The following is an 11712-nucleotide window of genomic DNA, read 5'->3' on the forward strand; positions in this document are numbered from 1 at the left end:
TTCAGCGCTACAGCGTTACAGCCTCAGGGGCTGTTTGAGGTCTTACTTGACCTCGACGGAGGCGCCGGCGCCCTTGAGGGCCTCGGCGGCCTTGTCGGCGGCCTCCTTGTTGACCTTCTCGAGGACCGGCTTCGGGGTGCCGTCCACCAGGTCCTTGGCCTCCTTCAGGCCCAGGGAGGTCAGCTCACGCACGACCTTGATGACCTGGATCTTCTTCTCGCCGGCGCCGGTGAGGACGACGTCGAACTCGTCCTTCTCCTCCGGGGCCTCGGCGGCAGCGCCGCCGCCCTGGCCGGCGACGACGACCGGCGCGGCAGCGGCGGCGGTGACGTCGAACTTCTCCTCGAACGCCTTCACGAACTCGGAGAGCTGGATGAGGGTCATGCCCTCGAACTCGGCGAGCAGTTCGTCCTGGGTGAGAGCCACGATGGCTTTCCTTCCACTAATTCGGCAGGTGCCGGATGTACATGAGTGGCGGGCGTACGTTGGCCCGCTACGACCGCCGCCTCAGGCGATGGTCATGATGCGAGCCGAATTACTCGGCACCGCCCTGCTCGTCCTGCTTGGCGCGAAGCGCGTCCACGGTGCGGACGAGCTTCGACGGGAGCGCCTGGAGGACCTGAGCAGCCTGCGTCTGCTTGCCCTTCATGGCGCCCGCCAGCTTGGCGAGCAGAACCTCGCGGGACTCGAGGTCCGCAAGCTTCTTGATCTCGTCGGCGGACAGCGCCTTGCCGTCAAGGAAACCGCCCTTGATGACGAGATTCGGGTTGTCCTTGGCGAAGTCACGGAGACCCTTCGCCGCCTCGACCGGGTCACCGGTCACGAAGGCGACGGCCGACGAACCCGTGAAGAGGTCGTCGATCGTGGTGATCCCGGCCTCATTGGCCGCAATCTTGGTCAGCGTGTTCTTCGCCACACGGTACTGAGCGTTCTCACCGAGTGAACGACGCAGCTTCTGGAGCTGCGCAACGGTGAGACCGGTGTACGCGGTAATGACGGCGCCGTTGGAGGTGCGGAACTTGTCCGTCATCTCCTCGACGGCATCGACCTTGTCAGGCCTCGCCATGAGCCTCGGCCTCCTTCCGGGTGATTCGGACCGCGCGGACCCGAAGGAGGACTGGGGAAACGAAACGCCCCGGCGCAGGCGCACGGGGCGGACTCGACCGGCCGTACACACGCCAGGGCGTGCACTCCGGGAGTTCTTCCACTGTCACCTGCGCGGGTCGCCCACTTTTCAGCGGATCCTTCGGCCACCGCGCCCTCGTACGAGCACGCGGCAACGACCAGCGGTCTTTGGCTTCTGTAGGAGATTAAAGGACCGGGCCGCAGTCAGGCAAATCGGCCGCCGGGCCCGGCGGCCGACGCCGGCCGCTAGCCCAGGATCGCCTCGTCGGACGCGGACTCGTCGAAGGCCGCGTCACCCGGCTCCGGGTCCCCCAGGTCGTCCATGTTCTCCAGGTTCTCCAGGTCGATGTCCGGCTCGCCCAGCTCCCCCTCGTCCATGCCCTCGCCGCTCATCGCGGCCTGCATGTCCTCCATCATCTTCATGAAGTCGACGGTCTCACCGGCCGGCGGAACGGTGACCTCGGCCTTCGCACCGTAGTCGGAGAACCGCATGCTCATGGTGACGGTGCCCTCGGGGCTGTCGATGCCGACGTCCATGCGCACCGGCAGGTCGTCCTCGTTGACCCAGACGTCGGTGTCGTAGCCCTTGATGCCGGACTTCTCGACGTTGGCGAGCAGTTCCTTGCGGTCGTCGGCGTCGAGGACGTCGAGCGACTTGTTGGCGTTCAGCATCTCCTTGACGGACAGCGTGCCCTTGTAGTGGTCGGCCGTCACGCCGTCGATCTTCTCGCTGCCGACGTGCTTGAGGTTCGGCGACTCCAGGAGCAGGGCCAGCTGCTTTGCCGGGTCCTGGTTCATCTCGCCCATGCCGCCGCTCATGGCCTTGGCGAGCTTCTCGTTGCCGGACTTCTCGGCGATGGCGCCGAAGTCCATCTTCAGCCAGTGCTTGCCGTCCATGTCCAGCTCCTGGGCGGCGGCGTCCCCCAGGTCCATGTACATGACGTCGTCCCGCATGATCATGCGGACCTTCTCCGGGCCGCCCGGCTCGCTCGCCAGGCCGGAGCCCTCCATGGTCACGTCCATGACCGACGGGTCCCAGCCCATGACCCCGGTCATGGTCACCTCGCCGCCGTCCTCCATGGACTTCGGCATGGACATCGTCATCGAGATCTTGGCGGACTTGGCGTCGCTGGTCTTCTCGAAGGCCGCGGTGAGGGCCTGCGCGGCGGTCCGCTGCCCGCCCTCGGCCTTCTCGCTGCCGCACGCCACCGCGCCGGTGAGCAGCAGGACCGTCCCGGCCGCCGCGCCGATCCTGGTCGCTCTGTTCATGTGGGTTCCCCCCGCTGTGTCACGCCTGTATGAGGCTCTGTCCGGCCCGGCTTCCGGGCCGTGGGTGTCGGCTGCGCGAAGTCCGCCGTGTCCCCCACCCGGGCGGCGCGGAGACGACCACGTACCCGACGTGGTCGCCGACGAGCGCGCTGAAGTGTACGCGCCAGTAAAGTGTGGCGTCTTTCCACGTTCTTGACCACCCGAATTGTGGACAGCGAAACGGGCCCCACACCTGAAGCCAGGTGTGGGGCCCGTTCACCGATCGGGGTCTCAGACCGCGGCCGGGTCCTCCTCGACGAGGAGGTTGCGGGTGCGGTTGGGGTCCAGCTGGATGCCGGGGCCCATCGTGGTGGAGATGGCGGCCTTCTTGATGTAGCGGCCCTTGGCGGCGGACGGCTTCAGACGGAGGATCTCCTCCAGCGCGGCGCCGTAGTTCTCCACCAGCTTGGTGTCGTCGAACGACACCTTGCCGATGATGAAGTGCAGGTTCGAGTGCTTGTCGACGCGGAACTCGATCTTGCCGCCCTTGATGTCGGTGACGGCCTTGGCGACGTCGGGGGTGACGGTGCCGGTCTTCGGGTTCGGCATCAGACCACGCGGGCCGAGGACGCGGCCGAGGCGGCCGACCTTGCCCATGAGGTCCGGGGTGGCGACGACGGCGTCGAAGTCCAGACGGCCCTTCGACACCTCGTCGATCAGTTCGTCGGCGCCGACGATGTCGGCGCCCGCGGCACGCGCGGCCTCGGCACGGTCACCGGTCGCGAAGACCAGGACCCGGGCGGTCTTACCGGTGCCGTGCGGGAGGTTCACGGTGCCACGGACCATCTGGTCGGCCTTACGCGGGTCGACACCCAGACGGAAGGCGACCTCGACGGTGCCGTCGAACTTGGTCGTGGAGGTCTCCTTGGCGAGACGGACGGCCTCGAGCGGGGCGTAGAGCTTCTCCCGGTCGACCTTGGCGTCCGCAGCGCGGAGAGACTTGCTGCGCTTGCTCACTACTGCTCCTGTTGTCTTCTTAGGAGTTGTGGTCCGGGCCGAGCAGGCCCTTCCACACATCTGCTTGGTGTACGGAGGCTCCCGTGGGAACCAGGTCAGCCCTCGACCGTGACGCCCATGGAGCGCGCGGTACCGGCGATGATCTTCGCGGCGGCGTCCAGGTCGTTGGCGTTGAGGTCGGGCATCTTGGTCTGGGCGATCTCGCGGACCTGCGCCTCGGTGATCTTGGCGACCTTGGTCTTGTGCGGCTCGCCGGAGCCCTTCTCCACGCCCGCGGCCTTGAGGATCATCTTCGCGGCCGGCGGCGTCTTGGTGATGAAGGTGAAGGAGCGGTCCTCGTAGACCGTGATCTCCACCGGGATGACCCAGCCGCGCTGCGACTCGGTCGCGGCGTTGTAGGCCTTGCAGAACTCCATGATGTTCACGCCGTGCTGACCCAGCGCGGGGCCGACCGGCGGGGCCGGGTTGGCGGCACCGGCCTGGATCTGGAGCTTGATGAGCCCCGTGACCTTCTTCTTCTTGGGAGGCATGTCGGGTCCTCTCCCGTTTCTTGTCGATTTCCTGGTGCCCGGAGGCAACATGCGCGCCCGGAGGCGACGCGCCCGCAGGCAACGTGCCCGAAGGCAACCGCACAACCCTAACGGGTAGGTTCGCGCGGCCAAAAACCGAGCAGGTCAGACGGCTGCGAGAGCCTGTCTGACCTGACCGGTGGCTTCAGTGGCCGAGGCGTCAGTTCTTCTGGATCTGGTCGAACGACAGCTCGACCGGCGTCTCGCGCCCGAAGATCTCCACCAGACCCTTGACCTTCTTGGAGTCGGCGTTGATCTCGTTGATCGTGGCCTGCAGCGTGGCGAACGGACCGTCGGTGACGGTGACCGAGTCGCCGACCTCGAAGTCCAGCACCTGGACCTCGACCTTGCGCTGCGGGGCGGGCTTGCCCTCGGCCTCGGCCGCCTCGCGGGCGGCCTTCTCCTCGGCCTCCGGGGCGAGCATCTTGACGATCTCGTCCAGGGTCAGCGGGTAGGGGTCGTAGGCGTTGCCCACGAAGCCGGTGACACCCGGGGTGTTGCGGACGACGCCCCAGGACTCGTTGGTCAGGTCCATGCGGACGAGGACGTAGCCCGGCAGCTTGTTCTGCTTGATCGTCTTGCGGTCGCCGTTCTTGATCTGGACGACCTCTTCCTGCGGCACCTCGGCCTGGAAGATGTAGTCCTCGACGTTCAGCGAGACGGCGCGCTGCTCCAGGTTGGTCTTCACGCGGTTCTCGTAGCCGGCGTAGGTGTGGATGACGTACCACTCGCCGGGCAGGGTGCGCAGTTCCTCGCGCAGGGCCGCCACGGGGTCGACGGGCTCGGCCGGCTCCTCCTCGGCGACGGTCTCGGACTCGTCGGTCTCTTCGGCGGAGGCCTCGGCCTCGTCGTCCGCGACCTCGGTGACCTCGGTGACCTCGTCGGCGTCGTCGGAGGCCTCGGCCTCGACGTCGGCAGCCTCGACCTCGTCCAGTTCCTCGTCCGCACCCTCGACGGTGTCGAGCTCGTCGGCGACGGGCTCGTCGGGCTCGATGGCGTCGTTCAGGTTCTGGTCAGACACGGTGGCTGCTTCTTCCTGGATACATAGGGGTGGAACACGCGAAACGGGCGCCGGATACCTCGGCGCCCTTCGCTCTCGACTCAGCCGAAGACGTACTTGGCGGCGTGGCTGAGCCCATAGTCAATCACGGTCACCAGGCCGATCATGATCACCACGAAGATGATGACCACCGTGGTGTATGTCGTCAGCTGGTTGCGCGACGGCCAGACGACCTTGCGGAGCTCCGCGACGATCTGGCGGTAGAAGAGAGCGAGGCGCTTCAGCGGGCCCTTCTTGGCGCGCTTGCCGCCCTTGCGGGTCTTCTTCTTGCTCTCGGGCGCTTCGTCCTGGGCATCAGGCGTGTCGAGCGAGCCCACGGCGTCCGCCATTCGTCCTCACCTGGTCCCGGGTCGTGGCCGTGCCGCGCCCGGTCTGAGCCGCACGGCGGTGCATTGCTGTACGTACATGCGCACACATCCTGGCGAAGGTGTGTGTAGCAGGGCCGGAGGGACTTGAACCCCCAACCGCCGGTTTTGGAGACCGGTGCTCTACCAATTGAGCTACGACCCTTTGTGTGTCCCCCAACCTACCGCATCCGAGCGGATGCTCGGAGTGCACCGACGGTGCCGCGGTCGCTGAAGGCCAACGACGTAGGAGTGTACGTGGTCCTGGGCGCCCCGTCGAACGGAAAGTGCGTCGGCGCCTCGTCACCGTGGCGACCACCGGGGTGTCCACCGTCATGCCCAGTCAGTGAAACCGGCGTGCCGGGCGCGTTTCGGGTCTGAAAACATGGGGTGCATGAGCGCTGCAACCCCTCCCTCCGAGCGCCGGGTCTCGGCCCGCATCGGCTCGATCTCCGAGTCCGCCACCCTCGCCGTGGACGCCAAGGCCAAGGCCCTGAAGGCCGCCGGACGTCCGGTGATCGGCTTCGGTGCCGGTGAGCCGGACTTCCCGACCCCGGACTACATCGTCGAGGCGGCCGTCGAGGCCTGCAGGAACCCCAAGTACCACCGCTACACGCCGGCCGGCGGCCTGCCCGAGCTGAAGGCCGCGATCGCCGCCAAGACGCTGCGCGACTCGGGCTACGAGGTCGACCCGGCGCAGATCCTCGTCACCAACGGCGGCAAGCAGGCCATCTACGAGGCGTTCGCCGCGATCCTCGACCCGGGCGACGAGGTCATCGTCCCGGCGCCGTACTGGACGACGTACCCGGAGTCGATCCGGCTGGCCGGCGGTGTCCCGGTCGAGGTCGTCGCCGACGAGACCACCGGCTACCGGGTGAGCGTGGAGCAGCTGGAGGCCGCGCGCACCGAGAACACCAAGGTCCTGCTGTTCGTGTCGCCGTCGAACCCGACCGGCGCCGTCTACAGCCGCGAGCAGATCGAGGAGATCGGCCGCTGGGCCGCCGAGAAGGGCCTGTGGGTCCTCACCGACGAGATCTACGAGCACCTGGTCTACGGCGACGCCGAGTTCCACTCGCTGCCTGTCGTGGTGCCCGAGCTGGCCGACAAGTGCATCGTGGTCAACGGTGTCGCCAAGACGTACGCCATGACCGGCTGGCGCGTGGGCTGGGTCATCGGCCCGAAGGACGTCGTCAAGGCGGCCACCAACCTCCAGTCGCACGCCACGTCCAACGTCTCGAACGTCGCGCAGGCCGCCGCCCTGGCCGCGGTCTCCGGCGACCTGGACGCCGTGGCGAAGATGCGGGAGGCGTTCGACCGCCGCCGCCGGACCATCGTGCGGATGCTGAACGAGATCGACGGCGTCCTCTGCCCGGAGCCGGAGGGCGCGTTCTACGCCTACCCGTCCGTGAAGGGCCTGCTCGGCAAGGAGATCCGCGGCAAGCGCCCGCAGGACACCGTGGAGCTGGCCGCGCTGATCCTGGAGGAGGTCGAGGTCGCGGTCGTCCCCGGCGAGGCGTTCGGCACCCCCGGCTACCTGCGGCTGTCGTACGCGCTGGGTGACGAGGACCTCGTCGAGGGCGTCTCGCGGGTCCAGAAGCTGCTGGCCGAGGCCAGGGACTGACCTGCTCACGTGAGTAGGTTGCGGGCCGTCTCCCTGCGGGGAGGCGGCCCGCTTCTCGTGGCCCGCTTCTTCGTACGGGCAGGACCACGTTCGGGGAATCCGCTTCCGGGAGATCGCGGCCGTGCGGCAGGATCTGGGAATGGAGCGCGTACGTGATCTCTCTGAACTGCCGAAAGCCCATCTGCACCTGCACTTCACCGGCTCGATGCGGCCCTCGACCGTGCTGGAACTGGCCGACAAGTACGGCGTGCGCCTGCCCGAGGCGCTGTCCGAGGCCCTGACCAGCGGGGAGCCGCCGCAGCTGCGGGCCACGGACGAGCGCGGCTGGTTCCGCTTCCAGCGCCTGTACGACGCGGCGCGCTCGTGCCTCCGGGAGCCGGAGGACATCCGGCGGCTGGTGCGGGAGGCGGCGGAGGAGGACGTCCGGGACGGCTCCGGGTGGCTGGAGATCCAGGTCGACCCGACGTCGTACGCGCCGCGGCTGGGAGGTCTGATCCCGACGCTGGAGATCATCCTGGACGCGGTGGAGTCGGCGTCCCGGGAGACCGGCCTGGGCATGCGGGTGCTGGTGGCCGCGAACCGGATGAGGCATCCGCTGGACGCCCGCACGCTGGCCCGGCTGGCGGTGCGCTACGCCGACCGGGGCGTGGTGGGCTTCGGCCTGTCCAACGACGAGCGGCGGGGCATGGCGCGCGACTTCGACCGCGCCTTCCACATCGCCCGTGAGGGTGGTCTGCTGTCGGCGCCGCACGGCGGCGAGCTGACCGGCCCGGCGTCGGTGCGCGACTGCCTCGACGACCTGTACGCGAGCCGGATCGGGCACGGGGTGCGCGCCGCGGAGGACCCGCGGCTGCTGAGGCGGCTGGCCGAGCGCGGGGTCACCTGCGAGGTGTGCCCGGCGTCGAACGTCGCCCTCGGCGTCTACGAGAAGCCCGAGGACGTCCCCCTGCGCACCCTGTACGAGGCGGGCGTCCCGCTGGCGCTGGGCGCCGACGACCCGCTGCTGTTCGGCTCCCGGCTGGCGGACCAGTACGAGATCGCCCGCCGGCACCACGGCTTCACGGACGAGGAGCTGGCCGAGCTGGCCCGCCAGTCGGTACGGGGCTCGGCGGCCCCCGAGGACGTGCGGGCGAAGCTGCTGGCGGGTGTCGACGACTGGCTGGCCGGCTGACCCCGGCCGCTCAGGACGCGGCCATCGCGCCGATCACCATGGGCAGCGTGGCCTTGTCGAAGATGCCGCCGTACATGCCCTGCCCGACGATCTTGCCGTTGACCGCCATCGTGGGCGTGCCGGGGGCGCCGGACGCCTCGTAGGCGGCCTGGGAGGCGGTCACGAAGTCGCCGTGGCGCATGGTCCGCACCGCGGTGTCGAACGTCTCGCCGCGCAGGCCGTCCACCTGGGAAGCCACCTCCAGCAGGAACGCGTCGGTGTACCCGTCGACGCTCTCCTCGGGCTGGTGGGCGAAGAGCGCGTCGTGGTACTCGACGAACCGGCCCGCGTCGAGGGCGGCCCGCAGCGCGTTGGCGGCCTTCCTGGAGCCCTGGCCGCCGACCCGGTCGTCGAGGAACGAGGCCAGCGTGTACTCGGCCCGGACCTTCCCCGAGAGGATCAGCCCGCGCAGGCTCTCGCCGCCGCCCTGGGTCTCGAACTGCCCGCAGACCGGACACCGCATGTCCTCGTACACGTGCACGACGATGTCGGCCTTCGGGGAGCCGACGCGGATGGTCGTCCCGTCCGGCGCGACGGACTCCGCGATGTCCTGCACGCGCGCGTACGCCGGCGTGTCCGGCGTGCCGTCCTTCGTCGCGTCCGTGTCGGCGGACCCCTGCCCGCATCCCGCCACGACCACGCCCGCCAGCACCACGGCCACCGCGGCGGCCGTCCGGCGGCCCCGCCTTCCTCTGCCCCGCATGACTTCCTTCCCCCGGCCGTCCACCGGCTGTCCTCCGGCCGTCCTCCGGCCGTCCTCCGGCCGGAGAGACCTTAGACGATCTTCGGACGCGCGCTCCAGCCGTTTCCGCCCGGCTCCCTCCCGGGGCCCGCCACGGGTCAGAGGCTGACGCCCACCGTCACCGGTTCGTTGACCAGGGTGATCCCGAAGGCATCGCGGACCCCGGCGACGACCTCGCGGGCCAGCGCCAGCAGGTCGTCGGTGGTGGCCTCGCCCCGGTTGGTCAGCGCGAGGGTGTGCTTGGTGGAGATCCGGGCGGGCCCGCTGCCGTAGCCCTTGGTGAAGCCGGCCCGGTCGATCAGCCAGGCGGCGGACGTCTTGGTGTGGCCCGCCCCCGCCGGGTAGGCGGGCGGCTCGGCGTCCGCGCCCAGCCGCTCCTTCACGCGCGCGTGGAACACGGCGAAGTCGGCGTCGGTGAGGATCGGGTTGGTGAAGAAGGACCCGGCGGACCACGTGTCGTGGTCCTCGGGGTCGAGCACCATGCCCTTCCCGGAGCGCAGCTTGAGCACGGTCTCGCGCGCGTGGGCCAGCGCCACCCGCTCGCCCTGCCCGACGCCGAGCGCCCGGGCGGTCTCGGCGTACTTCACGGGCGCGGACAGCCCGCCCGCGTCCTCCAGCCGGAAGCGGACGCGCAGGACCACGTACCGCTCGGGGTCGTCCTTGAAGCGGCTGTGCCGGTAGGAGAAGGCGCACTCCTCGTTGCCGAGGGTGACCGTGGCGCCGGCGCGGCGGTCGTAGGCGACCACCTCGGTGAGGGTGGTGGCGACCTCCTGGCCGTACGCCCCCACGTTCTGGATCGGGGTGGCTCCGGCGGAACCGGGGATGCCGGCCAGGCACTCGATGCCGGCGAGCCCGGCCTCGACGGTGCGGGCGACGGCGTCGCTCCACACCTCGCCGGCGGCCAGTTCCAGCGTCGTGCCGCTCAGCTCGACACCGCGGGTCGCGATCCGCAGGGCGGTGCCGTCGAATCCCTTGTCGCCGATGACCAGGTTGGAGCCGCCGCCGATGACCAGCAGGGGGGTCCCGGTGGCGTCGGCCTCGCGCACGACGTCGATCACCTCGGCGTCGGTGGTGGCGGTCACCAGCCGGGTCGCGGGACCGCCCAGCCGGAAGGTGGTCAGCGGGGCGAGGGGGGCGTCGTGAAGTACCTGCACGGGGGCAAGCCTACGAGACCCCGCCGTCGGCCCCGCCCGGCCGCTCAGGCCAGCCGCACGACGGCGCGCGACATGCCGAGCACCTTCTGCCCGGCGCTCGTCGCGGTGAGGTCCACCCGTACGGTGTTGTCGTCGAGCTTGGCCGCGACCTTGCCGCTGACCTCGATGACGGCGCCCTGGTCGTCGTTGGGCACGACGACGGGCTTGGTGAAGCGCACCCCGTACTCGACGACCGCGCCCGGGTCCCCGGTCCAGTCGGTGACCACGCGGATCGCCTCGGCCATGGTGAACATGCCGTGCGCGATGACGTCCGGCAGTCCGACCTCCTTGGCGAACTTCTCGTTCCAGTGGATGGGGTTGAAGTCCCCGGAGGCGCCCGCGTACTGCACGAGTGTGGCGCGGGTCACGGGGAAGCGGCCGGCGGGCAGCTCGGTGCCGACCTCGACGTCGGCGTAAGCAATCTTCGCGGTCATGTCCGTCAGTCCTCCTCCGCCGCGCGGGCGACGAGCTTGGTCCAGGCGGTCACGACGTGCTCTCCGGCCTCGTCGTGGACCTCGCCGCGGACGTCCAGGATGTCGTTGCCCGCCATGGACTTCACGGCCTCGATGGTCGAGGTCACGGTGAGCCGGTCACCGGCGCGCACGGGCCGGGTGTAGGCGAACTTCTGGTCGCCGTGCACCACCCGGCTGTAGTCCAGCCCCAGCTGGGGGTCCTGGATGACCTGCTGCGCGGCCTTGAACGTGATGGCGAACACAAAGGTCGGCGGTGCGATCACGTCGGGGTGGCCGAATTCCTTCGCGGCCTGCGGGTCCGTGTAGACGGGGTTGGGGTCCGCCACCGCCTCGGCGAACTCACGGATCTTCTCCCGGCCCACCTCGTAGGGCTCGGTGGGCGGGTACGTCCGCCCCACGAAGGACTGGTCGAGCGCCATGGCCCGGCACCTCCTGGTGTCAGTTGCGGTTGACCGACGGGTGACCGATGGGTAGCAGCCGTCGAAACGACTTGAGGCCGCCCCCCGAAGGTGGGGGACGGCCTCAAGTGCGAGCCTGAATTATCGCGTTTCGCGGTGCGCGGTGTGCGCGTTGCAACGCGGGCAGTGCTTCTTCATCTCCAGTCGGTCCGGGTTGTTACGCCGGTTCTTCTTGGTGATGTAGTTCCGCTCCTTGCACTCCACGCAGGCCAGCGTGATCTTCGGGCGGACGTCGGTGGCAGCCACGTGAGTGCTCCTTGACGAACGGGTGGGATTGGTTCAACGCAAGAAAGAGTAGCCGATCGACGGACCGACCCGGCAATCGGCTACTGAGAGTAGCGGTGACCGGACTTGAACCGGTGACACAGCGATTATGAGCCGCTTGCTCTACCGACTGAGCTACACCGCTGCGGTGGGATCGGTTCCCGCCTCTCGACGGGAACCTCTCTCACCAGAGCCCCAAAACGGAATCGAACCGTTGACCTTCTCCTTACCATGGAGACGCTCTGCCGACTGAGCTATTGGGGCGAGCGATGAAGACATTACACGGTCCGTGGCCGTTCACCCAAATCCATTGGCCGCCGCCCACCGGGGCCCGTTTCCCGGCCGTCCCGACGCCCTCGTACACCGCCGCACGCCCCTGGCGGCCCGG

The 11712-nt window shown here is 69.2% G+C and carries 14 protein-coding genes and 3 tRNA genes; 2 read left to right on the plus strand and 15 right to left on the minus strand.

What is annotated here, in order from left to right:
* Positions 1–42 precede the first annotated feature (42 nt).
* From rplL to ACSLTV_RS03315, 8 genes are all read right to left on the minus strand, one after another.
* Positions 43–429, minus strand: a complete 387-nt coding sequence (gene rplL, locus ACSLTV_RS03280) for a 50S ribosomal protein L7/L12 (RefSeq protein ID WP_432134405.1) — start codon at positions 427–429, stop codon at positions 43–45.
* Positions 430–535: 106 nt separating this feature from the next.
* Positions 536–1066: a 50S ribosomal protein L10 gene (gene rplJ / locus ACSLTV_RS03285; RefSeq protein ID WP_432134216.1), complete on the minus strand. Its 531-nt coding sequence runs from the start codon at positions 1064–1066 to the stop codon at positions 536–538.
* Between the two features lie 305 nt (positions 1067–1371).
* Entirely contained in the window at positions 1372–2394 is a 1023-nt protein-coding gene (locus ACSLTV_RS03290) for a hypothetical protein (protein WP_432134217.1), read from the minus strand.
* Between the two features lie 270 nt (positions 2395–2664).
* Positions 2665–3390 (minus strand): 50S ribosomal protein L1, encoded by a 726-nt coding sequence (rplA, locus tag ACSLTV_RS03295; RefSeq protein ID WP_432134218.1) that lies wholly within the window; start codon positions 3388–3390, stop codon positions 2665–2667.
* 95 nt (positions 3391–3485) lie between these two features.
* Entirely contained in the window at positions 3486–3920 is a 435-nt protein-coding gene (gene rplK / locus ACSLTV_RS03300; RefSeq protein WP_055493153.1) for a 50S ribosomal protein L11, read from the minus strand.
* Between the two features lie 199 nt (positions 3921–4119).
* Complete coding sequence (gene nusG / locus ACSLTV_RS03305) at positions 4120–4980, minus strand: transcription termination/antitermination protein NusG (protein ID WP_432134234.1); 861 nt, start codon at positions 4978–4980, stop codon at positions 4120–4122.
* 80 nt (positions 4981–5060) lie between these two features.
* Positions 5061–5348 (minus strand): preprotein translocase subunit SecE, encoded by a 288-nt coding sequence (gene secE / locus ACSLTV_RS03310; RefSeq protein ID WP_432134235.1) that lies wholly within the window; start codon positions 5346–5348, stop codon positions 5061–5063.
* A 108-nt stretch (positions 5349–5456) separates the two neighbouring features.
* A tRNA-Trp gene (locus ACSLTV_RS03315) sits at positions 5457–5529 on the minus strand.
* A 228-nt stretch (positions 5530–5757) separates the two neighbouring features.
* On the opposite strand from ACSLTV_RS03315, the gene ACSLTV_RS03320 reads away from it, so the two are divergent.
* Both ACSLTV_RS03320 and ACSLTV_RS03325 read left to right on the plus strand, forming a co-directional pair.
* Positions 5758–6984, plus strand: a complete 1227-nt coding sequence (locus ACSLTV_RS03320; RefSeq protein ID WP_432155465.1) for a pyridoxal phosphate-dependent aminotransferase — start codon at positions 5758–5760, stop codon at positions 6982–6984.
* 139 nt (positions 6985–7123) lie between these two features.
* Positions 7124–8155, plus strand: a complete 1032-nt coding sequence (locus ACSLTV_RS03325) for an adenosine deaminase (RefSeq protein WP_432134237.1) — start codon at positions 7124–7126, stop codon at positions 8153–8155.
* A gap of 10 nt (positions 8156–8165) precedes the next feature.
* On the opposite strand, the gene ACSLTV_RS03330 is transcribed toward ACSLTV_RS03325, so the two are convergent.
* The 7 genes from ACSLTV_RS03330 to ACSLTV_RS03360 form a co-directional block, all read right to left on the minus strand.
* The gene (locus ACSLTV_RS03330; RefSeq protein ID WP_432134238.1) at positions 8166–8897 is read right to left on the minus strand and encodes a DsbA family protein; all 732 of its coding nucleotides are present in this window, start codon (positions 8895–8897) and stop codon (positions 8166–8168) included.
* 137 nt (positions 8898–9034) lie between these two features.
* The gene (locus ACSLTV_RS03335) at positions 9035–10090 is read right to left on the minus strand and encodes a UDP-N-acetylmuramate dehydrogenase (protein WP_432134239.1); all 1056 of its coding nucleotides are present in this window, start codon (positions 10088–10090) and stop codon (positions 9035–9037) included.
* Positions 10091–10134: 44 nt separating this feature from the next.
* Positions 10135–10563: a MaoC family dehydratase gene (locus tag ACSLTV_RS03340; protein WP_432134240.1), complete on the minus strand. Its 429-nt coding sequence runs from the start codon at positions 10561–10563 to the stop codon at positions 10135–10137.
* Between the two features lie 5 nt (positions 10564–10568).
* Positions 10569–11021, minus strand: coding sequence for an FAS1-like dehydratase domain-containing protein (locus ACSLTV_RS03345; protein WP_432134241.1), 453 nt, complete (start codon positions 11019–11021; stop codon positions 10569–10571).
* Positions 11022–11141: 120 nt separating this feature from the next.
* Complete coding sequence (gene rpmG / locus ACSLTV_RS03350; RefSeq protein ID WP_003948671.1) at positions 11142–11306, minus strand: 50S ribosomal protein L33; 165 nt, start codon at positions 11304–11306, stop codon at positions 11142–11144.
* Positions 11307–11396: 90 nt separating this feature from the next.
* Positions 11397–11469: transfer RNA gene (locus ACSLTV_RS03355), tRNA-Met, on the minus strand.
* 46 nt (positions 11470–11515) lie between these two features.
* Positions 11516–11588, minus strand: a tRNA-Thr gene (locus tag ACSLTV_RS03360).
* Positions 11589–11712 lie beyond the last annotated feature (124 nt).

This window comes from Streptomyces sp. bgisy159 (genome assembly GCF_965341775.1).
In the GTDB taxonomy this organism is placed as follows: Bacteria; Actinomycetota; Actinomycetes; order Streptomycetales; family Streptomycetaceae; genus Streptomyces.

What these genes read in the sequence shown, in the direction of transcription:
- ACSLTV_RS03330 (WP_432134238.1), bottom strand. Translation starts at nt 8,897, where the DNA reads ATGCGGGGCAGAGGAAGGCGGGGCCGCCGGACGGCCGCCGCGGTGGCC.
- rplK (WP_055493153.1), bottom strand. Translation starts at nt 3,920, where the DNA reads ATGCCTCCCAAGAAGAAGAAGGTCACGGGGCTCATCAAGCTCCAGATC.
- secE (WP_432134235.1), bottom strand. Translation starts at nt 5,348, where the DNA reads ATGGCGGACGCCGTGGGCTCGCTCGACACGCCTGATGCCCAGGACGAA.
- rplJ (WP_432134216.1), bottom strand. Translation starts at nt 1,066, where the DNA reads ATGGCGAGGCCTGACAAGGTCGATGCCGTCGAGGAGATGACGGACAAG.
- ACSLTV_RS03290 (WP_432134217.1), bottom strand. Translation starts at nt 2,394, where the DNA reads ATGAACAGAGCGACCAGGATCGGCGCGGCGGCCGGGACGGTCCTGCTG.
- ACSLTV_RS03325 (WP_432134237.1), top strand. Translation starts at nt 7,124, where the DNA reads ATGGAGCGCGTACGTGATCTCTCTGAACTGCCGAAAGCCCATCTGCAC.
- ACSLTV_RS03345 (WP_432134241.1), bottom strand. Translation starts at nt 11,021, where the DNA reads ATGGCGCTCGACCAGTCCTTCGTGGGGCGGACGTACCCGCCCACCGAG.
- ACSLTV_RS03340 (WP_432134240.1), bottom strand. Translation starts at nt 10,563, where the DNA reads ATGACCGCGAAGATTGCTTACGCCGACGTCGAGGTCGGCACCGAGCTG.
- ACSLTV_RS03320 (WP_432155465.1), top strand. Translation starts at nt 5,758, where the DNA reads ATGAGCGCTGCAACCCCTCCCTCCGAGCGCCGGGTCTCGGCCCGCATC.